Source organism: Shewanella oncorhynchi, assembly GCF_030848765.1.
GTDB classification, from domain to species: domain Bacteria; phylum Pseudomonadota; class Gammaproteobacteria; order Enterobacterales; family Shewanellaceae; genus Shewanella; species Shewanella oncorhynchi.
This window is the reverse complement of record NZ_CP132914.1, coordinates 1,521,237-1,541,983: the sequence shown is the minus strand read 5'-3', so window position 1 is coordinate 1,541,983 and position 20,747 is coordinate 1,521,237. Positions and strand designations below refer to the sequence as shown.

The following is a 20,747-nucleotide window of genomic DNA, read 5'->3' as shown; positions in this document are numbered from 1 at the left end:
GAGTAGGATTTAGAGGTGAAATATTGCGGCGGGATTATACCTTGCATATCGCCACTGGTAAATGGAAAATAGTAAATATCCCCATTTTATTGAGTTATTCGATGCAAGGCACCAAAAACAACATTTATACTGTCTCGCGGCTCAATGGTGAAGTCAGGCAAATCCTCGAGGGGCAACTGGGTAAAATCTGGCTCAATGGCGAAATATCCAACTTTTCCTCCCCCAGCTCAGGGCATTGGTATCTCACCTTAAAAGACCACTCTTCGCAGATCCGTTGCGCCATGTTTAAGGGCCGTAACCAAACGGTCAGCTTTAAGCCCATCAATGGTCAGCAAGTGCTGGTCAAAGGCGCGATCAGCGTTTATGAACCCAGAGGCGACTATCAATTATTAATTGAGTCCATGCTGCCCGCTGGGGATGGATTACTCGCCCAGCAGTTCGATGCACTCAAGATGAAGCTCGCAGCCGAAGGCTTATTCGCCGCCGACACCAAAAGATTGCTACCCAAAAATATTCAACGCATTGGCGTTATTACGTCACCTACGGGTGCGGCGATCCGTGATGTTTTACATGTATTGGCAAGGCGCGATCCTTCGATTGAAGTCATTATCTATCCGACCCAAGTTCAGGGCGAAACCGCGGCGCAGAGTATTTGTCAGGCAATCAATATCGCCAACCAACGTTTAGAAGTCGATGTATTACTGCTCACCCGCGGCGGCGGTTCGCTTGAGGATTTGTGGTGTTTTAACAGCGAAGCCCTCGCCCACACGATTTATAACAGCGCCCTGCCCATTGTCAGCGCCGTCGGCCACGAGGTTGATACGACTATCAGTGATTATGTTGCTGATATCCGCGCCCCAACACCCTCTGCGGGCGCGGAGCTATTATCACAAGACAGTGATAATAAGGCGCAAAAACTCGCCACAGCCTTATCGCGCCTGCAACAAAGCGCGAAACATTATCAGCTTAAACAAGAAAGACGACTTAGTTTGCTAGAGCACAGACTGCAACGCCAAGACCCTAAACGGACTTTGCAGCAGTTCGAACAAAGATTCGATGAGATGCAATTACGACTAGAGTCCGCGCTGTCGAATCGCTTGCATCTGCTCAGCCGCCGTCAGCAGTTGCTCGCAAGCCGCCTTGAACAGCAATCTCCCAAGCATAAACTCGCCATTGAGGGTAACCGCTTAAGTTATCTTGCGAGCCGCTTACAGGATGCATTGCAGGACAAACTCAGCCAAAGTGAACAGCGGATAAAATACGCGGCCCATCAACTCGAAACCGTCAGTCCGCTTGCCACTTTAAGCCGTGGTTACAGCATTACCACTGACATCCACAATCAAGTGGTCGACTCTGCTGATAAACTGGCCATAGGTGATAGTTTGCAGACCCGCTTGCGCCATGGACAAGTGATTTCAACCGTCACTCAGATAAAGCCGCTCGAATAAATCTACATGACGCTGAAATAGTCTTAAAACACAAAAGGAACCCTAAGGTTCCTTTTGTTTCAAATGTGTCTGGTAAAAAACACTATTTGGTTTTTCTGTCTTTGATATGGCTTTGTGCGCGTTTGCGACGGCGCTCTTGGCTCATAGTTAACTTCTCAGTCTTGTTTTCAAATGGGTTATCACCCTCTTGGAAACGTAGCTGGATTGGCGTACCCACCACTTTCAACGAACGACGGAAGTAGTTCATCATGTAACGCTTGTACGAGTCAGGCAGTCTACTCACTTGGTTACCGTGAATGACCACGATTGGCGGATTGTAACCACCGGCGTGAGCGTATTTAAGCTTCACACGGCGACCATTCACTAATGGCGGCTGGTGATCGTCCTGCGACATTTGCATAATACGAGTCAACATAGAAGTGCTGACGCGGCGTGTGGCACTGTCGTAAGCTTCTTCAATCGATTCAAATAAATGGCCAACACCAGTACCGTGCAGCGCCGAAATAAAGTGAATACGGGCAAAGTCGATAAAACCAAGACGACGGTCAAGCTCGCTTTTCACACGATCTTTAATCCCTTGGTCGATACCATCCCACTTGTTGACGGCAATAACCAAAGCGCGACCCGCATTGAGTGCGAAACCCAACAGACCTAAATCTTGTTCGGCAATCCCTTCACGGGCATCGATGATAAGCAACACCACGTTAGCATCTTCAACCGCTTTCAAGGTCTTGATCACTGAGAATTTCTCAATGACTTGATGTACTTTACTGCGGCGACGAACACCCGCAGTATCGATAATCACGTACTCGCGACCTTCGCGTTCCATTGGAATGTAAATACTGTCACGGGTCGTACCGGGTTCATCAAATACCACGACACGCTCTTCACCTAGAATACGGTTAGTCAGGGTTGACTTACCGACGTTAGGTTTACCGATGATCGCCAGCTTGATAGGTAAATCTTGCAGACGCTTTTGCTCAGCTTCGGCTTCTTCTTCGGTATATTCACGCTCTTCAGTAACTTCGTCTTCACCTTGACGCACAATGCCCATCGCTTCGGCATAAGGGGTCAGCGCGTATTCGATCATATTAGTCACGCCGCGTCCTTGAGACGCCGCCATTTGGTAAACTTCACCTAGACCTAAAGACCAAAACTCGGCACAAGCTGAATCGGCATCAATACCGTCAACTTTGTTAGCAACCACAAAGGTGGTTTTTTGACGGCTACGTAAGTGCTGTGCAATCGACAGATCCGCAGCGGTTAAACCCGCGCGCGCATCGGTCATAAATAGAACGACATCGGCTTCTTCAATGGCAGCAAGGGATTGCTCAGCCATTTTCGTCTCGATCCCTTCTTCAGTGCCATCGATACCGCCGGTATCGACCACAATGAACTCATAGCCGGATAAGAATGCTCGACCATATTTACGGTCACGTGTTAGGCCAGGAAAGTCAGCAACCAGCGCATCACGCGTGCGCGTAAGACGATTAAATAGGGTGGATTTACCGACGTTCGGCCGACCAACAAGGGCCACTACAGGGATCATGATTTTGCCTCTAAAAAACTTTTCAATAAAAAGCCCCCGGAACACACTTCCAGGGGCTCAGCAAGGATAACACTTTTAACTATGGAAGTGTTACAACAGCCAACTTTCCGCTGCGACCTTGAACATAGATTTTATCATCCACCACTAACGGCTGGCTGTATAATCCTGAGCTGTCCACTTGGACACGACCCACAATCGTCCCTGTACTGCGATCGATGAAGTGTAAATAACCTTCGAAATCACCCACAACTAAATAGTCTTTATATACAGCCGGAGATGTCAGAGTGCGGTTAGCTAACTCAGAATTACTCCACAGTTCCAAACCGTTACGTTTATCAACTGAGTAGATACGGCTGTGATCGTCAACTAAGTACAAGCTTAGGCCCGCTGATGCTAACTCGTTAAAGCTAGAATACTTACGTGTCCACACAACTCGACCCGTGCGCAGTTCCATCGACACTAAGTTACCGTTGTAGCTCACTGCATATAAGTTGTCGCCAAGGATCAAGGGCGTCATATCCACGTCGGCCATACGCGTAAACTCGTTACCACCCGTTGGATTGTAAATCGCCTGTTCCCACGCAGCTTGACCATTGTTTTTAATCACAACAGCCACTTTGCCATCGGCGGTACCTATGAAGAAACCACCCGCTTCGTAAGCTGCAGAACCTGTACCGCGCAGGGTCAGATTCGGCAATTGCATTTCATACACCCACAGCTTAGCGCCAGTATCGACGTTAAACGCTTCGAGTGAACCAGAACTGGTACTGACCACCACGACGTCATCGGCCACAGTGGGAGCAGACAGTAATTCACCGCCAGCAACGACATGCCATAACACTTGACCATCTTCAGCGTTCAATGCAGCAAGCAGCCCACTTTCGCCACCTAAAAAGACTTTATTACGCGCAGCAGTCACACCAGCAGCAATACGCGCACCTTTATTTTTCGCTAAAGCGTTATCACGAAACTCTTCGCTGAAATCTTTAGTCCAAACGCGCTCGCCAGTGGCCTCATCGAAGGCAACCACTTCACCATAACGGTCGGCGGCAAAAATTTTTCCGTAACTAACGGCGGGGGCGAGGCGAGAATAATAATCACCAACACCATTACCGACAGAGGCGCTCCAACTCACTTCAGGAAACACTGTCGCCTGAATGGCAGTTAACTCACTTACCGGTTCTTCTTCGACATCGCTCGACGAACAGGCGGATAACATGGCCAGACTTAATCCAGCGGCTAGCAGGTTTTTGCACCAAGACTTCATCAAGGGATCCCTTATGCCTGATTTAGGCTATCAAGTTTGATTTTAAGCGCAGGGCTTGTCACCACACCACCATTGTCCATGGCAGCTTGATAAGCTGTTTTTGCCTTCTCAACTTCACCTTGACGTACTAAGAAATCACCTTTCAACTCATCGCGCTGAGCAAAGAAAGCTTTATCTGTTACTTGATCTAAGGTCGCTAGAGCTGCATCAATTTGACCTTGCTCTGCTTGTACTCGTGCTACACGCAAAGTCGCAATCACATCTAAACCAGCACCAGGTTTAGCCGCAATCACCTTGTTCAAAGCATCAATCGCTTTTGGATAATCCTTCGCTTCTACCGCAGTTTTGGCCACGATCAATTCTAACAAGGCTTGATAGCCCTTTTGATCGTGATTTTTAGAAAACTCGGCGACACCCGCAAGCATAGCGGCTTCATCGGCAGATTTAGTGGTCAAATTTTGGAACGCTTTTGAAGCTTCTTCCGCTTGCGCCACTTTAACGTCAGAATAATAATTCCACGCATATAGGCCGCCTAAACCCACTACGGCACCGATTAAAATTGAATTTCCGTAATCTTTCCAGAACTGCTTGATAGCATCAACTTGTTGTTCTTCTGTGCTATAAATTTCCACGCGCACGTCCCCTTTATTTGATCAGTTCAGCCAAAAATGCGCCTAAGGCACTTCGAGCTACCCGTTGTTGTTCGATGTCATTGCGTAAATGTTTAACCGTAACCATACCTTCGGCAAGTTCATCTTCACCTATCAGTAGTGCCACACTCGCACCGCTTTTGTCGGCACGCTTCATTTGTTTCTTCACGTTACCGCCGCCACAGTGACTCATCACTTTAAGGTTTGGCAGTGCGTTACGTAATTCCTGCGCGACCTTGATGGCTTCAACCAGACAGCTATCACCCATGGCCGTGACATACACATCCACTTCTGGCGGAATATCTTTGGTCAGCTCTAAGGTTTCAAGCAGCAAGACAATGCGCTCTAAGCCCATAGCAAAACCGACCGCTGGAGTATCTTTACCACCTAACTGGGCGACTAAACCATCGTAGCGACCACCCGCAAGTACAGTACCTTGTGAGCCTAAACTAGATGTAACCCATTCAAATACAGTACGATTATAGTAATCTAAACCACGTACTAGACGCGGATTAATGGTGTATTTGATACCCACAGCATCAAGTAGTTCACGCAATTGTGAAAAATGTGTCTTCGATTCTTCACCGAGAAAATCCATTAACTCAGGTGCATCAACCAATATGGCTTGGACATTTTGATCTTTTGAATCCAATACTCGCAGCGGATTGCTGTACATGCGACGCTTACTGTCTTCATCGAGCGCATCTTTATGCTGCTCTAAAAACGCAATCAAGGCATCACGATAAACAGCTCGCTCAGCAGGATCACCTAAGGTATTTAGCTCTAGCGAGACGTGCTCGCTAATACCGAGTTTTTCCCACAGGCGTGCCGATAGCATCAAGACTTCAGCATCAATATCAGCCGAGCCAATGCCATACACTTCAACGCCAAATTGGTTAAACTGACGATAACGGCCTTTTTGTGGACGTTCGTGGCGGAACATAGGACCCATATACCAAAGACGTTGCTCTTGGTTATATAGCAGACCGTTTTCGTTACCTGCACGCACTGTCGACGCGGTACCTTCAGGGCGTAGCGTTAAGCTGTCACCGTTATTATCTGCGAAGGTATACATTTCTTTTTCAACAATATCAGTCACTTCACCGATAGAGCGTTTAAAAAGATCGGTATTTTCCACTATTGGAGTGCGGATTTCGCTGTAACCGTAAGCACTGACGCTCGAACGTAGTACCGCTTCCACTTTTTGCCATAGAGGACTTTGAGTTGGCAGAATGTCATTCATTCCGCGAATCGCTTGGATCTGTTTTGCCACTGTATCGACTCGTCCGATTTCGCTAAATTAATAAAAATGTCACGCATTATAGGCTTTTGAGCGTAAAACGTAAAACGACCCCGTCGGTTTCGGGGCCTAGCTCAACATCATTAGGCGTAATCTATGCCAAATGCGGGTACATATTACTCAGTTGTGTCTTTTATTTGAATACGGTTCGCCATTTGACTGGCTTTTGCGCGAATTTTCGCTTCAAGGGAATCGACAATGTTGTCGTTGTCAAAACGTTCTTTTTGACGTTCACCCTCATCATAGTAACCGCTCTTATTGTGCCCACCGGTTAAACCGATGTGCGACACTAAGGCTTCACCTGGGCCGTTAACTACGCAGCCGATAATAGACACATCCATGGCGGTAGTCACGTCTTCGAGGCGACGCTCTAACTCATTGACTGTACTGATCACATCGAACTCTTGACGAGAACAAGATGGACAGGCAATGAAGTTAATGCCACGGCTACGAATACGCAGCGACTTTAAAATGTCAAAACCGACTTTGATTTCTTCGACCGGATCAGCGGCCAAGGAAATACGTAGGGTATCACCTATGCCTTCGGCCAATAACATACCTAAGCCTACGGCCGATTTCACTGAACCCGCGCGCGCGCCACCGGCTTCGGTAATGCCTAAATGCAGGGGTTGACGAATTTGTTTTGCTAATAAACGGTAAGATTCGACCGCTAAAAATACATCGGAGGCTTTAACGCTGACCTTAAACTGGTCAAAGTTCAATCTGTCCAGAATATCCACATGGCGCATGGCTGATTCAAGCAAGGCTTCAGGTGTGGGTTCTTTGTACTTGTCCATTAGATCTTTCTCTAATGAACCACCATTCACACCAATACGGATGGGAATATTATGATCACGGGCACATTCCACCACGCTACGAATACGCTCTTCATTGCCTATATTGCCCGGATTGATTCGAAGGCAATCGACACCGTACTCGGCAACTTTTAGAGCAATGCGATAATCAAAATGAATGTCGGCCACTAAAGGAACATTGACCGCTTGCTTAATGAGCTTAAAGGCTTCAGCCGCATCCATAGTAGGTACAGAGATACGCACTATATCGGCACCGACTTTCTCTAAGGCACGAATTTGAGCAATTGTCGCTTCAACATCTGTGGTCTTAGTATTAGTCATTGACTGAACAGCAATCGGCGCCCCATCACCAATCGGTACATTACCCACATAAATGCGGGTGGAAGGACGTCTTTTTATGGGAGTTTCATTATACATGCTTAATACGCTCTATTTCGGTACGTGCTGCAGATCATTACGCGGTCGTTAGGCTTTAGGCAAGGTTAAACGCGCGACTCGTCCCTTGGGGAAATCCGCTAGGCTAACAATTTGACCATCTAAGCTTAAGGTCGCTACATGGGGTGCACCTAAAATGACTTTAAACGGTGGCACACCGCTCACTTGCACTGTTGCGCCAGCGCCTTTAACACCATCGACTAACGCTTTACCTTTAGCATCAACAATGTTTATCCAGCAATCACCCGTCAACTGGACATCTATAATCGATTGTCCTGCAACAGCAACCAAAGTACTTGCTGCAGTGGCAGTGGTCGTTGATGTTGTGGTCGGTGAAGGCGTTGCACTAACAGGCTGTTGGACTACAGGAGCTGTCGTTTGCGGAACCGATGGCGTTGTCGTAGTGGCTGCGATTGCTGAACCGCCATCTTCATTACTCGTATCAACGGTCTGAGGATAATTATTGTCCGTTGGTCCTGTGCTGACATCAATAGTGCTTGCATCAGTATCTTTAATTGGACCATCGATAGACATTGAGCCGTTTGCGGCAATCTCAGTCAAACGAGGACTGGCATCCGTTTCGGTCAATAACACATCACCTGGCAGCGTCTGATTAGCTGCTGCGACCTCTTCAGCCGTGGGTTGCGACACATCAATAGTGCTTAGCAAGGTGGTTTTTTGCATCCACCAGACGACTAACGAACCGAGTAACACTATGACGATAAAAATACTCAGCCAAGTTAAACGTGTATCGCGAGCTTGATATGTGGTTTTGCGTGAAAAACTTTGCATTGCAGGCTCAGTCACAACTGGCACTTGCTGCACAAGACAAGCTTCAATCAAAGCCGCATCGGCACTGACCATACGCGCGTAGTTTTTCACATAGCCACGTACATAAGTCGATGAGGCTATATTCGTAAAATTGTCAGCTTCAATATCTTCAATAATACGAGGACGTAGATGCAGCTTTACAGCGGCATCTTGAATACTAAGGCCCATTTTTTCGCGGGCGGCTTTTAATAAAGTACCAAGCGTGACATCTAGCGCGACTGATTGCGGTGCTACCGACTCAACTGGCGCATTGGTTTCATGATCTTTCATTGATGCAAATTAACTCTGTATTGCTTGGCCTGAGGTGATGCTGGGAATTTGGCAAGCAATAAAATACCAAATCTCTTCACAGCGGCATCATCATTCACTGCCTGCTCTATTTTGATCCCGAGCGCTAAACTTTCTGGAGTTTGCTCAGCCACTTGGTGATAGCGCGCTAATTGGTTTCGCGCCTGAATAAAATCACCTTGATCGACTTCTAACTCTGCCAACTCCAGTAATGACACCGAGCGTCTCGGGTCATACTTTAACGCCATCTGAAAATACTGTCGTGCCTTTTCTGCTTGTCCTGCTTCGCGACTACAAAGACCTAAGTTCTCATAGCTTGAAGCAGTGCGCGTATATTTGGGCATTTCAATTGCGGCCAAAAACATTTTTTCAGCTTTGTTGTATTGCTTTTGTTGGCACAAAAACACCCCGAAATTATTCATGGAATCGCCAGAGGCGTCCTTAGTACTAATGGCATTCATGTACGACTCTTCGGTACGCACTAAATCGCCCACGGTTTGATAGTAATAAGCCAGAGCGGTATGCACATCTTCGAGCTCTGGAGCATATTCTAATGCTTTATCAAGATTGTATTTGGCTTGTTCCGTGCTACCTCGATTTAAATAGGTTAAACCGAGCTGCATCCGCTCCCTTGCGGCGGCGACTTTGTCTAACTTTCGTTCCGAAACAGGAATATCTGTCCCAGTATAAGTACGCTCAGTGACGCATCCTGTCATCAATAATGACAGGCTTAAAATCAATGAAAACCTTGGCAATCCATGCTTCATGGGCAAGCCTATAAATCTGTGCAAACAAAGAGTTAATTCATTGTGACTGAAATCTGGTTTTCTTGCATGCGTTTTTTCGCTAAACGTTTCGTTCTGTCGCGAATATCACCAGCTAACTGACCGCAAGCGGCATCAATGTCATCTCCACGGGTTTTACGTACGATGACAGTAAAACCGTATTCCATAAGAACCTTAGAAAAACGGTCGATACGTGAATTAGATGAGCGGCCATAAGGCGAGCCAGGATACGGATTAAATGGGATCAGATTCACCTTACAAGGTGTATCTTTCATTAACTTAGCTAACTCATGGGCTTGATCTGTGCTGTCGTTGATATGATCTAGCATCACATATTCAACTGTCACGCGGCCGCGGTTAGCATTTGATTTAGCAATATAGCGACGAATACCCGCTAAAAACTCATCCAGCGGATACTTTTTATTGATCGGGACCAGAATGTCACGCAACTCATCATTGGGTGCATGAATACTGACAGCAAGTGCCACATCGATGGCATCGCCCAGTTTATCTAACGCTGGCACTACGCCTGAGGTTGATAAAGTCACGCGGCGCTTTGATAAACTAAAACCAAAATCATCGAGCATGATGTCCATCGCAGGGATCACATTGGCTAAATTGAGTAATGGCTCACCCATGCCCATCATCACGACGTTAGTGATCGGACGCTCGCCCGTGTCTTTTGCAAATCCTAAAAAGTGCGACACGCGCCAGATTTGGCCGACGATTTCAGAAACCGTTAAGTTACGGTTAAAACCTTGCTGACCCGTCGAGCAGAAAGTACATTCCAGCGCACAGCCAACCTGTGAAGATACACACAAGGTCGCACGATCATCCTCAGGAATATAAACCGTTTCCACTTCTTGGCCTTGGCCAACATTAATTGCAAATTTTATCGTACCATCGGTCGATTTTTGGAAACTCGAAATTTCTGGTGCAACGATCTCGCAGCGGGCCGCCAACTTTTGACGTAACACTTTGTTGATGTTGGTCATCTCTTCGAAGTCACTGACACCGAAATGATATAGCCATTTCATGAGCTGATCGGCACGAAAGGGTTTTTCACCCATTTCCGCAAATAATGCGCGCATCGCCTTACGATCAAGGTCTAATAAATTGATCTTCTTTTCACTCATATAGCTAACCTCAACACCAAAAACCGGATCCTGTAACAGGGCGGCGAATTATACAGACGCAAATAAATTTTAGCCAGTAACTCAATTCACCTATGATAGAATCTCCAAGGGCTAATATTGGCCTAAAATACGGAGTTGTAATTCCACCTATATGTTAACCCTCATCATTATAGTGCTTGTCGCTGTCGCTGTTTCTTTTCTGTGCAGTGTGTTCGAAGCTGTTCTGTTATCGGTTACCCCAAGTTATATCGCATCACTCGAACAAACTGACAGTGCCGCAGCCGCGCGCTTGCGTAGATTGAAAGAGAATGTCGAAGCCCCTTTGGTGTCAATCCTTACCCTAAATACTATCGCTCATACCGTCGGTGCCGCCGTTGCAGGTGCGCAAGCGGCTAAAGTATTTGGTGACGATATGTTAGGTGTTTTCTCGGGCGTATTAACCTTTATTATCCTGTTTTTCTCAGAAATCATTCCTAAATCATTGGGTGCAAACCATTGGCGTCGCCTCGCACCAAGTGTTTCTGTTGCCGTGCTGTGGATGAAGCGTACCACTAAACCGCTGATCTGGATGTCACAGCAAGTCACTCGCCTAATGGGCAAAGGTGATGAAGGCCACTACATACGCCAAGAGATGAGTGCTATGGCCAAAATTGGCCATGAATCCGGTGAGCTTGATGAGCAAGAGTCAAAAATTTTGACGCAAATGCTGAAGGTGCGAGATATGCCAGTTACGGCGATCATGACGCCGCGCACTGTTATGTTTTCTTTGCCCATAGATCTCACCCAAAATGAGTTTGTGCGCCAATACCGCGACAAGCCTTTTACCCGAATTCCAGTTTACGACCAAGATCATGATGATGTGATTGGTTACATTACCCGCACCGATGTATTGCTAGCAGAGCGTTACACGCCAGAAGCACCGATTGGTGAACTTAAACGGAGTTTATTTGTGGTGCCTGAAACTGCAAAAATTCTGCCACTTTTTGAGCGTATGATTAAACGTAACACCCAAATTGCGATGGTGGTCGACGAGTACGGCAGTAGCCAAGGTATCGTAACTCAAGAAGATATCATCGAATCTATGTTAGGATTAGAGATTGTCGATCTAAACGACCCCGCGACCGATATGCAGCAATTGGCACGTAAACTTTGGACTAAGCGCATGAAGCAAAAAGGCATTCGCCTATCCGATGACGGTGATTTTGAAGCCGCATCCGATGATGACGAAGCCAAATCCGGCTGAAGGCTAACCAAGTTTAGTGCTTGTTAATATAAAGGGAGCCTAGCTCCCTTTATTCTTTTAGAATGCGGATGACTCAGAACCCTCTGAAACTCGCATTTTCAGGTTGCTTGGGTATATACTCACCCGCCGTAATAGAGGTAAGTTATGACACAGAGCTACACACTCTCACTCGCGCACATTAATGACACCCATTCGAATTTTGAACCCTGCCGCGTCCAATTTAGCCTTAACATAGGCCAACATAAGCTAGATGTGACCAGCCATAGCGGTGGTTATGCCCGCATCGGCCATCACATCACAAAAGCGCGTCACACCGCTGAACAAACCAATACGCCTTTTATTTTCCTGCATGGTGGTGACAGCTTCCAGGGCACGCTGTACTTCAGCCATTTTAAAGGTAAGGCAAACGCCCACTTACTCAATCTGTTGGCACCTGATGCTATGGTCATTGGCAACCACGATATCGATGAAGGTAACGCCAGACTTGCCGAGTTTGCCAAGCAAATTGATTTCCCATTACTTGCAGGCAACATGGATTTAAGCCAAGAGGATCTCAACAAACCCGGTTGTCTGCGGGGTTTGCCTAATATCTTGGATTATGATCATGAGCAAAAACGCGCGAAATACCTGCTTAAGCCCTTCCACGATAAGACATTAGCCATTGTCGGTATTACCTTAGATCAGATGAAAGAGATCGCTCGTCCCGATCCTGACACCCATTTTGTCGATGCTATCGCCACTACCGCGCACACGATTGAGCACCTTAAAAATCAAGGTATTAAGCATATTATCGTGCTCAGTCACTTAGGCTTAGATCAGGATAAACGCCTCGCGGCTGAAGTCGATGGTATTAGCCTTATCGTCGGCGGTCACACGCATACGCTACAGGGGGATTTTCGCGCCTTAGGTTTGAGCAACCTGCCCTACGGTGAAGTTATTAATAACACACCCATAGTGCATGCGGGTAAATATGCCGAAGTCGTCGGCTTAGCCGAGATAACGTTTGACGCTGATGGGAAAGTGCTGAATTTAAAGGGCGGCAACTATTTCATGCTGGATCAACACTTTATCTTAAGTGCTAACACGGCCGTCGATAACCAAGATTACCAAGCGGTGCGCCAACAGCTCAGTCAGCATCCGAATATCTTTTGGGATGATGCCGATGCCGATATCGATGGCGTGATCCGAGATATCTACAAACCCGCTATCGCAGAGATGGAAAACAAAGTGTTAGCACTGGTGCCGAAGAACTTAGTCCATACCCGCTTACCCTCTAAAGCCCTGCCCCACGGCAGTGAAATAGCACCTTGGGTGAGTCGCAGCATGTTCCAAGAAGCCAAACTGGTCGACCCTAGGGTGAACTTTGCTCTGCATAATGCCGGCGGTGTACGCCAGTCAGTGGCCCAAGGTCAGTTGACGCTAGCGGATGTGATGGGGCAGTTGCTGCCCTTCGAATTGCCATTAGTTAAATATGAAATTCAAGGCCAGTTCCTCTATCAAGCGCTCGAATCGGCGATTAACGCGGCAACCAACAACAGTGTCCGTGGTACAGGTGCTGGAAGCTTCCCCTACACTTACGGCCTACGGTATTACTACGATGGGCGACGCCCACTGGGTGAGCGTTTATTTAGATTGGAGATGATGCAGCAGGACAGCCAATCACTATGGTATCCCGTTGAACCTGAGTCACTTTACGTAGGAGTTTCAACATCTTATACCGCCGCTGGTAAAGAAGGTTATTCTCCATTGCTGCAAGCCCGCTGGCAGGAGTCGATGGAGTCACTGACTTTGCCACAGGCCTTTATTCGATTCTTGAATCGCTCACCGAATCTGTCTGATTTATTGTCACAGCATGTGCATTACACCAGCCACAGCCAACGTATAGGTTAGGCGCTATGCTCCTCATGGCGTAAACATTAATGCTGTGAGGTGCAAAGTGAGTGGCAACTTACAAAGCACTAAACAAACCTGAGCTTAAAATTGCCAATCACATTGCGGTAAACGCGCAGTAAACCAATCCTGCGCCTTGCCTTCAGCATATTTACGCCATGCCATAAACACAGCTTGCGTTGGGCGCGGCATTTCCACATGACAAGCCACTAGGCTTCCCGCCGCCAACGCATCTAAGATCAAGTGCTTTGGAATGTAACCCACACCTAATCCCAATTGCTGCGCCTTAATTTTGGTCTGCATATTCGGCACACGGATCACTTGGCGACTATCAAATAAACCACTTGATCGCTGTGCTAGGGCAGTCGAACTATCTGCTACCACAATAGAAGGAAATTGCAGCAATGCCTCGGTCGGAATTGGACCTGCATGTTGCGCCAATGGGTGCGCAGGATTTAAAGCAAATACAAACTCCAACTCCCCAATTTCAACCACATGATATTGGCCTTTGGGCAACTCCCCTGTTACGCCGATGGCGATATCGGCACGGCCAGAATAGAGCGCATCCCACCCGCCACCTAAGGACTCTTCGCTGATATTCACAGTCACTTGCTTACCCAGCTCAGTAAACTCACCAATCAACTGCAGCAGGGGTAAATCCGGCACCACTGTATCTATGGCTAAGGTCAATGAAGACTCCCAGCCTGTCTCAAGTTGACGCACCGCCTCTTCGAGCCTTGATGTTGCCGCAAGGATTTCTCTGCCTTGGCGCAGCACAAGTTGACCGACTAAGGTCAGCTCGGCGCGCTGGCCCTTACGTTCAAATAATTTTGTACCTAAATCGCTTTCCAGTTTCTGCACTGTGTAGGTCAGTGCCGACGGCACCCGAAACAAAGACTCGGCAGCAGCGGAAAAACTGCCTTTCTTATCAATAGCATCGAGCACGATTAATCCATCGAGACTAATAGATGGCAACATATAAACCTCACATTCAAATTATTTGAAGTAGACATTGAAAATGTTCCGATTTTCTTTGCCAAAGGTCAAGTCTACACTGCTTAGCAATGGAGAGGTTCTGCGGAACTGCAGCCAAACTGACTTAAGACTGAGTGAACAATACACTTAACTATTCGTTAAATAATTTGAAATGAGGAATATCCCATGAAAGCACTGATCACAAAAACACTGAAATCAGCCCCGAGTTTTGCCCCACTGGCACTGCGCATTCCTATCGGGATCATCTTAATCGCCCATGGTTCACAAAAACTGTTTGGCTGGTTTGGCGGTTACGGCTTAGAAGGCACTGGACAATGGATGGCATCCATTGGTTTGACGCCAGGTTACTTAATGGCATTGATGGCAGGTTCAAGTGAATTCTTCGGCGGCCTGTTCCTATTGCTCGGCCTGCTGACTCGCCCAACGGCCCTCGTCTTGTCATTCACTATGGTTGTGGCGATTTTCTCGGCACATATAGGCAACGGTCTGTTCCTTGCCAATAACGGTTACGAATTTGGTCTCGCCCTATTAGCAGCCACAGTCTCATTGACGGTATCTGGTGCTGGTAAATTCGCTGTAGATAACCTATTCGCTAACCGCATCAAATAAAGGGGAAAGCAAGATGATCACATTAAGAAAAGCACAAGATCGCGGTCAAGCAGACTTAGGCTGGCTAAAGAGTCAACATACCTTCTCTTTCTCTAGCTACTATGACCCAGAGCACATGGGGATATCATCCCTAAGAGTCATCAACGATGACAGAGTGGCACCCGGCGCAGGTTTTGATACCCATGGTCATAAAGACATGGAGATCATCAGTTACGTGATATCCGGCACTATCGCTCACAAGGATAGCTTCGGCAATATCAAAACCTTACCCGCAGGAGAGTTTCAATTGATGTCTGCAGGTAAAGGCATTTACCACAGCGAGTTTAATGCCTCTAAAACCGAGCCGCTGCACTTTTTACAGATTTGGATCCGCCCAGATACTTTAGGCATAGATGCGGGTTATCAGCAAAAAGCATTTGAGCAAAGCTCGCCACTGACAGCCGTGGTGACGCCAAACGGTGAAAATGGCACGCTCAAAGTGCAACAAGATGCGACCCTATATCGTTTAGTGTTGAGTGAAGGCGAAAAAGTAACGATGGACAGAAGCGCCGCTCAAGCAAATCGTCATCTGTATGTTCAATTGATTGAAGGTACGTTGGATATCAATGGCACAACACTCACGGCTGGGGATGGCGCGCATCTGACACAACTCGCGAGTGTCGACTTTACTGCAACAAGCGGCCCAGTTACCGCATTAGTGTTCGACTTGTCGCCTAACGCGTAATACAAATGATTTAACAAAGCGATTAAATAATGCGGCTTCACTATTTATTAGTGATTAGCAAACTACCAAGCAAACGATTGAGTAAGTGATTAGATGCCAGCTTGATAAGCACTCACCGAGAAGCACTGCCACAAGTCATCTTTGGCAGTGTTTTTTATTGGCGCTTCTATGGCGATGTTATAAAGCAGTGCTAACGGCTTCGTTTAGCTACCAGAACAGCCCTTGATAAGCTGAGTTAGAGGGCGAGCGTCATGCTGAAGTTAACCAATACTTGAGCTTGGCCCTGTGCTTTATCCGTCGCATTCAAAAAACGCTTATGTTCATTACGACGAATACTGCGAAATCCCTGTTTCTCAAAAAAAGGTCGCGCGAGATAGGATGCTTCAACCGTTAATCGTTTCAGCGCTAAGATTTTAACTTCTTCAAACAACGCAAAATACAAAGAGGTAGCCACCCCAGAACGGGCATATTCTGGATGAACAAACAAGCATTCCACTTCGGCAGCGGCTTCAACATCGCTGTCGGCGCCTATCTTAAGATTGATAAAACCAACCAGCATATTATCGGTTTCGGCAACCCAAATAGTGGTTCCCTGTAAGCGTTCAAGCCAATAACTCTCGCTGCGGGTTTCACCTTCGATATAAGCCCATGCAGAGCGTTCGGCGAAGGAGTAAAACTCGCCAGAGCCTTGCATTACACTCGCCTCAAATATTGCCGCCAGCTGCGAGACATCCGATGGCGTAAATAGTCGAATCTTCATTCTCTGCCCTCCATCTTGAATCATTAATTGACTTAGATTAACCGAATTCTAATTTAAGCTAAACAGTGCTTATTTAGTTAAATAGTGTCACTAAACGGCGTTAAGCTAATGTTTTACTGTAGAATACCTTACATCACTTTCTAGCTGAAACCATAATAAACGCGCGTTAAATATTCTTTCCTATATTCTTTTCCATATAGAAACCGGGGATCACTTGTCCAAGTTTTTGCTGATAACTGCGCTGTATTTGAATAAATCCCATCCGAGTAAACAACCCTTTAGAGAGATAAGATGCGTCCAAGCTCAAGCGCACATAGCCTTGTGCCTTAGCCCAAGCTTCTAAAACAAGATAAGCGCGCTCACCTAATCCTTGACCTTGATAATCTGGATGTATATATAAGCTATCTAAGTAACCTTGACGGGGGAAATGAGTTTCGACATTGATAAAACCGCAACAAACTGAAGAAGCAGTAGCTTCATCTATGGTTAAAACCACCCACGCCTTCGAGCGACGTAACCGTAAATCCCAATGTTTAGCCGATCTTGGCGCCGCAGACCAAGCCATAAGCTGCGCCTGCGCATAACGAACATGGGTAATGCTGTGCACGCAAAGATGAAATAACTCACTCACTTCACGTGCATAACATGACTGATAAGGCTGGATCTCGAACTGTTCAAACGCCATAACTTAGTGATCCCCTGCTGAGTAATAACGGCTAGAAAAATAGCCGCTATTTTGCCGCCTTTGTCCCCATCGAGATAGTCACAAACTCAGATTTAGCGGCATTGAACGCTAAAAACAAAAACGGCCTCGAAAGTATCGAAGCCGTTGAATTACAGAGGCGCTCAGGTTAGCGCACTCGATACTGCTGACTATTTCTTATCGATTTGGCCAACAAATAACAGTTTATCAAAGGTGCGGTTCAAGGTTTTGCTGGTGAATTCGTTCATCCACATTTGCTCAACCACAGCCACTTTATCGCCTTTGCTCACTTCAGTTTGAGGACCCGCGGCCCAAAAAGTGGTATCAGCTTCTTTAATCTGTACGTAGGTGTAACCACCACCGTTCATCGTATCAACAACAGTACCTTCGTGGGTGACACCCTGAGCCCAAGCACTTGACATGCCTAACGCTAAAGTCGCTACTGCCGCTAATTTTACCCATTTTGCCATCATGCCTGCGTTCCTTTTGTTTTGCTAATATGCTGCATTAAAGCACGCTAAAAACAATAAATCGCTAATCTCTATCACGAAATACAACACTTATCGCAAAAGCAGTATTTTTCTTAAAAGAAGGGAACTCATTTCAACAGCGGTTTTAGCATGCCTTCTAAGCCATTAAGTTTGATTTCGTACATTAGGGCTAATTGCTCACCAAGTTTCCCTTGAGGAAAACCTTGCTTATGAAACCACACCAGATAAGGTTCGGGTAATTCGAGCAACTTACGTCCAGCGTACTTACCAAAGGGCATTTTTTGATTAACAGCATCAATAAGGAGTTGCTGATCCATAGGTTGTTATCTCATACAGAACGTCACGATAATCCTACGGATGCTACAACATAAGCGAACGAATGTCGCCGTTAACTCACGCAAAAGTGACTATATACCCAAGGGCTAAAATACGCGCTAGCTAACACCTAAAAGGCATTCTCACACGAATATTAAGCGATAATTTTTAACAGATTAGGCCCTAAATTAGCGCAGGGAGCATACTGAAAACCATATTCACTACATAAGCGCTCATGCTCACCATGGGCGGTCATACTGACACAAGTTCCCGCACTCGCATGGTCATCAACAAAGGCCATCACCCGCTCAAGTATTATCTTTGCTAGCCCATAGGATTGGTATTCGGGTAAGACAATAAAATCTTCAATCATCAAATGCCCAGGCTTGTTGTCATAAACACATGCCGTTGCCAATAGATTAGATTTAGCGGCCCCAGCGCCGGCATGCTCCAATTCAGTCTTGTCACTTAATCGAATAGAGACCCAGAACAATGCCTGTACATCCGCAAGTTCAACGCCAATAGAAGGGAGGCCAACAGTGGCCCGCAGATTAAGTAGTTCATGAAATAACGGTGCAGTTTCAACGAGTTCAAACTTAATAGGCATAATAGTTTTGATATCCATTTGGCATCCCTTCTCCATGGTTGAAATTTCAAGCGATTTAGACGTCAGTCTATAGAGATGATAAAGCCAGCATTTGGCAGTTTGATGACAAGTGCCTCACCAAACAAGACCACTTTCGACTGAGAAGCTGATAATTTACTCAGATCAGTTAATAACATTTAGAAATATAAAATTAACATTTTTACCAAGGAAGAAATAAAAAACTACACCCTAAATCCTATGCACAGTTACCGATCACCACAAACAAACCTTTTAGCAGACGGATAACAGATAAAACAATGTAAAACCAATAAGATAACAAAAAAATTTCATAAATCCCTCGTTTCATCTTTTTTGTCAAATTAACGGCATATGACCAGATACTGACAGAAAAACGCCTACGACAATTTAATTAAAAAACGTCAAAAATCAGCCAATTGACCGAGATTAACATTAGGTTTACATTCGATTTCGGACATCAATGCGGATAGCTCCAAACACATCAACTCGCTGCACAAGGGTCATCAAAAGAATTAAGGAATGCGTCATGATAGTCTTAATCGGTGGAGAAAAAGGCGGCAGCGGTAAAAGTTGCTTGGCCCAAAATATAGCTGTATTTCTAACCACAGAATGTAGCGCCTCGGTCATTATGGTGGACTGCGATCCCCAGCGCACCACCTCTGACTGGATCCATGCAAGAAATAACAATCCGCAACTTGCCAGCATCAATTGCGTGCAGCTTTACGGTAAGATCCGTAATGACTTACTCAGTCTTGAGCAACACTATGATGTCGTTCTCGTCGACTGCGGTGGTCAAGATAACCTAGCGCTACGAGCAACCATGTCAGTCGCCGCTTACATTTTAATGCCCTTAAGACCTAAGCGCCGCGATTTAAAAACTGTGTGTCACATGGACGATATCGTCGCGACGTGTAAGATGATTAATCCCAAGTTACGGGCTTCTTTTGTGATCACCCAATGTCCAAGTCTACCCAATCAAGCTAACCGAATTTTAGAGGCCAAAGAAGTCTGTAAAACCTATGATATCCATGTCCTTGACGCGATAACTTACTGTCGCAATGTTTATGATGACAGTGAAGAATCAGGATTATCGGTAATTGAAATCGAGCCCGCAGGAAAAGCAGCCGAAGAAATTCGCACTATCGCCTGTGAACTATTCCAAGTCGATTGTGCTGCCAGCTTAGCCAATCTCCTACATCCTGCAATACACGCTCAGGGGGTGAGTCAAATGCATCATCATTTGACTCATCAAACTCAATCCACTCACACGACTACTCAACGAAGGGGGCAAAATGGGACTCAGCGATCTCAAGAAAAACGCTATGTCATCTAGCAGCTTACAGCACTCGCTTTCGTTAGATGAGTTTATTGAAGCGGCAAACTTGTACGCAATGGGACAAAGTCTGAATAAGATAAAAAGCAATCTAGATCATAAAGCAGATGCAACTGTCACAAAAACCACAGACATGGCGCGGAGCCATTCCAATGTGTTGAGCTTGCACAAACAAAGCCTAGAAACAGACGTATTATTCCCGGCAAAAGTAGAAACTAAAACACACTATCGCAAAGCAACATTTTCCCTCAGTGAAGCGGCTATAACCCATCTTGCTACACTGGCAGAAGAAAGCAGTATATCCAAATCAAAGCTGCTCCGACTCTTGATTGAACAACACTTCGATCTACCTATTGCTTTGAGGCAATTACGAGAACAACAACGCCAACACCGTTAACGATTCACACTACTCCCACCCTTTTCCGGTAACTTAGCTAAGATCGAGTTACCGGCTTTTTGCTCAAAAAGTAAAAAACACAATAAAAATCATCATAAAATCGCGGCATAAGTTCTGATCCCACCTATCCTTAAATATACATAATGCTGAATTAATG

Annotated in this window: 21 protein-coding genes; 7 read left to right on the top strand and 14 right to left on the bottom strand. The window is 46.1% G+C overall.

Annotation, left to right across the window (positions count from 1 at the left end; translation table 11 throughout):
• Positions 1-101 precede the first annotated feature (101 nt).
• A complete protein-coding gene (gene xseA, locus RA178_RS07025; protein WP_168824523.1) occupies positions 102-1,448 on the top strand; it encodes an exodeoxyribonuclease VII large subunit in 1,347 nt (448 codons plus the stop codon).
• An 82-nt stretch (positions 1,449-1,530) separates the two neighbouring features.
• Here xseA and der read toward each other — a convergent pair whose 3' ends face one another.
• The 8 genes from der to rlmN form a co-directional block, all read right to left on the bottom strand.
• Complete coding sequence (gene der / locus RA178_RS07020) at positions 1,531-2,997, bottom strand: ribosome biogenesis GTPase Der (protein WP_105251897.1); 1,467 nt, start codon at positions 2,995-2,997, stop codon at positions 1,531-1,533.
• 79 nt (positions 2,998-3,076) lie between these two features.
• Positions 3,077-4,264: an outer membrane protein assembly factor BamB gene (gene bamB / locus RA178_RS07015; protein ID WP_105251896.1), complete on the bottom strand. Its 1,188-nt coding sequence runs from the start codon at positions 4,262-4,264 to the stop codon at positions 3,077-3,079.
• A gap of 11 nt (positions 4,265-4,275) precedes the next feature.
• Positions 4,276-4,896 (bottom strand): tetratricopeptide repeat protein, encoded by a 621-nt coding sequence (locus tag RA178_RS07010; RefSeq protein ID WP_113939439.1) that lies wholly within the window; start codon positions 4,894-4,896, stop codon positions 4,276-4,278.
• 13 nt (positions 4,897-4,909) lie between these two features.
• Complete coding sequence (gene hisS, locus RA178_RS07005) at positions 4,910-6,187, bottom strand: histidine--tRNA ligase (protein ID WP_113939438.1); 1,278 nt, start codon at positions 6,185-6,187, stop codon at positions 4,910-4,912.
• A 143-nt stretch (positions 6,188-6,330) separates the two neighbouring features.
• Positions 6,331-7,446 carry a flavodoxin-dependent (E)-4-hydroxy-3-methylbut-2-enyl-diphosphate synthase gene (ispG, locus tag RA178_RS07000; RefSeq protein WP_105251894.1) on the bottom strand — a complete coding sequence of 372 codons (1,116 nt, stop codon included), beginning with the start codon at positions 7,444-7,446 and terminating at the stop codon, positions 6,331-6,333.
• A gap of 48 nt (positions 7,447-7,494) precedes the next feature.
• Positions 7,495-8,565, bottom strand: a complete 1,071-nt coding sequence (locus RA178_RS06995) for a RodZ domain-containing protein (protein WP_219250960.1) — start codon at positions 8,563-8,565, stop codon at positions 7,495-7,497.
• Positions 8,562-9,350 (bottom strand): type IV pilus biogenesis/stability protein PilW, encoded by a 789-nt coding sequence (gene pilW / locus RA178_RS06990; RefSeq protein WP_028761255.1) that lies wholly within the window; start codon positions 9,348-9,350, stop codon positions 8,562-8,564. The genes RA178_RS06995 and pilW overlap by 4 nt, the downstream gene beginning before the upstream one ends.
• A gap of 32 nt (positions 9,351-9,382) precedes the next feature.
• On the bottom strand, positions 9,383-10,504 hold the full coding sequence (rlmN, locus tag RA178_RS06985; RefSeq protein WP_028761256.1) for a dual-specificity RNA methyltransferase RlmN: 1,122 nt from the start codon (positions 10,502-10,504) through the stop codon (positions 9,383-9,385).
• Positions 10,505-10,655: 151 nt separating this feature from the next.
• Between rlmN and RA178_RS06980 the strand changes: the two genes are divergently transcribed.
• Positions 10,656-11,747: a CNNM domain-containing protein gene (locus tag RA178_RS06980; protein ID WP_028761257.1), complete on the top strand. Its 1,092-nt coding sequence runs from the start codon at positions 10,656-10,658 to the stop codon at positions 11,745-11,747.
• Between the two features lie 144 nt (positions 11,748-11,891).
• Positions 11,892-13,637 (top strand): bifunctional metallophosphatase/5'-nucleotidase, encoded by a 1,746-nt coding sequence (locus RA178_RS06975; RefSeq protein WP_306685015.1) that lies wholly within the window; start codon positions 11,892-11,894, stop codon positions 13,635-13,637.
• 84 nt (positions 13,638-13,721) lie between these two features.
• Here the strand turns inward: RA178_RS06975 and RA178_RS06970 are convergent, their stop codons facing one another.
• Entirely contained in the window at positions 13,722-14,615 is an 894-nt protein-coding gene (locus tag RA178_RS06970) for a LysR family transcriptional regulator (RefSeq protein ID WP_168824535.1), read from the bottom strand.
• A gap of 183 nt (positions 14,616-14,798) precedes the next feature.
• Here RA178_RS06970 and RA178_RS06965 point away from each other — a divergent pair, with 183 nt between their 5' ends.
• A complete protein-coding gene (locus RA178_RS06965) occupies positions 14,799-15,242 on the top strand; it encodes a DoxX family protein (RefSeq protein WP_306685014.1) in 444 nt (147 codons plus the stop codon).
• Positions 15,243-15,255: 13 nt separating this feature from the next.
• Positions 15,256-15,966, top strand: a complete 711-nt coding sequence (locus RA178_RS06960; protein WP_028761261.1) for a pirin family protein — start codon at positions 15,256-15,258, stop codon at positions 15,964-15,966.
• Between the two features lie 235 nt (positions 15,967-16,201).
• Here the strand turns inward: RA178_RS06960 and RA178_RS06955 are convergent, their stop codons facing one another.
• From RA178_RS06955 to RA178_RS06935, 5 genes are all read right to left on the bottom strand, one after another.
• Positions 16,202-16,726 carry a GNAT family N-acetyltransferase gene (locus RA178_RS06955; RefSeq protein WP_219250965.1) on the bottom strand — a complete coding sequence of 175 codons (525 nt, stop codon included), beginning with the start codon at positions 16,724-16,726 and terminating at the stop codon, positions 16,202-16,204.
• A 166-nt stretch (positions 16,727-16,892) separates the two neighbouring features.
• On the bottom strand, positions 16,893-17,411 hold the full coding sequence (locus RA178_RS06950) for a GNAT family N-acetyltransferase (RefSeq protein ID WP_306685013.1): 519 nt from the start codon (positions 17,409-17,411) through the stop codon (positions 16,893-16,895).
• A 188-nt stretch (positions 17,412-17,599) separates the two neighbouring features.
• The gene (locus tag RA178_RS06945; protein WP_006082493.1) at positions 17,600-17,902 is read right to left on the bottom strand and encodes a hypothetical protein; all 303 of its coding nucleotides are present in this window, start codon (positions 17,900-17,902) and stop codon (positions 17,600-17,602) included.
• A 125-nt stretch (positions 17,903-18,027) separates the two neighbouring features.
• The gene (locus tag RA178_RS06940) at positions 18,028-18,237 is read right to left on the bottom strand and encodes a DUF3820 family protein (RefSeq protein ID WP_006082494.1); all 210 of its coding nucleotides are present in this window, start codon (positions 18,235-18,237) and stop codon (positions 18,028-18,030) included.
• A 152-nt stretch (positions 18,238-18,389) separates the two neighbouring features.
• Complete coding sequence (locus RA178_RS06935; protein WP_306685012.1) at positions 18,390-18,860, bottom strand: GNAT family N-acetyltransferase; 471 nt, start codon at positions 18,858-18,860, stop codon at positions 18,390-18,392.
• 526 nt (positions 18,861-19,386) lie between these two features.
• Between RA178_RS06935 and RA178_RS06930 the strand changes: the two genes are divergently transcribed.
• Positions 19,387-20,193: a division plane positioning ATPase MipZ gene (locus RA178_RS06930; protein ID WP_306685011.1), complete on the top strand. Its 807-nt coding sequence runs from the start codon at positions 19,387-19,389 to the stop codon at positions 20,191-20,193.
• Positions 20,153-20,590, top strand: coding sequence for a CopG family transcriptional regulator (locus RA178_RS06925; RefSeq protein WP_263209609.1), 438 nt, complete (start codon positions 20,153-20,155; stop codon positions 20,588-20,590). Before RA178_RS06930 ends, RA178_RS06925 begins: the two co-directional genes overlap by 41 nt.
• The last annotated feature ends 157 nt before the right edge of the window (positions 20,591-20,747 follow it).